Consider the following 656-nt stretch of genomic DNA (forward strand, 5'->3'; position numbering starts at 1 on the left):
AAATTCGCTATTACTACAAAGATATTGAAGAGAATTTAGACTCCTTAGCAGAGAAAAAAGCACTGCAAAAAGTGAAGCAAACAGACATTGTAAAGAACTATGGAGACTTGATAGAAAAGTACAATGGACTCGTTAATAAATATAATGACCAGTTGAAGGAGAAAAAGGAGTTAAAACAACAGGTGGACACTCTAAAAATTGAGAACCGGTCTTACCAAAATGAGAATCGGGAATTGAAATTAGAGAACGGAAAATTGAAGGGAAAACTCGTGCAGATCAGCAAGGAGTTTTCTGTTTTTAAAGAGAGGGTGGGCAAAGTTTTACACGCTCAACTTGACCGAGTAAAAACGTTCTTGAGGATGAATGATGTAGACCGAAGTACAATCAAGTTCCTGGATGATAGGCAAGATAAATTAGTCCAGGACTCTTTAGAAAAAATGGAGAAGCCACAAAGGCAAAAAGGGATGGAGATGGAACGCTGATGAAGGTGAAACAATTGGTTGAGAAGTTGGAGAAACTAGACCAAGAGGGAGAATTAATGCTTTTTATGAGGGATAGAAAGAGACCTCATTTAGGTTCTGGAACTCTTATTCCAATAAAAGATATTGGTGTTTTTACAAGTGTTGACCAAGATTCAAATGAGGGCAAATATGCTC

The 656-nt window shown here is 37.2% G+C and carries 1 protein-coding gene; it reads left to right on the plus strand.

The features are described 5' to 3' along the window. On the plus strand, positions 1-482 hold a 482-nt coding region (locus tag CLD20_RS19985; protein ID WP_224408436.1), incomplete at its 5' end, for a hypothetical protein. Positions 483-656: the final 174 nt, after the last annotated feature.

Source organism: Afifella sp. IM 167, from assembly GCF_020144925.1.
Classification (GTDB): domain Bacteria; phylum Pseudomonadota; class Alphaproteobacteria; order Rhizobiales; family Afifellaceae; genus Afifella.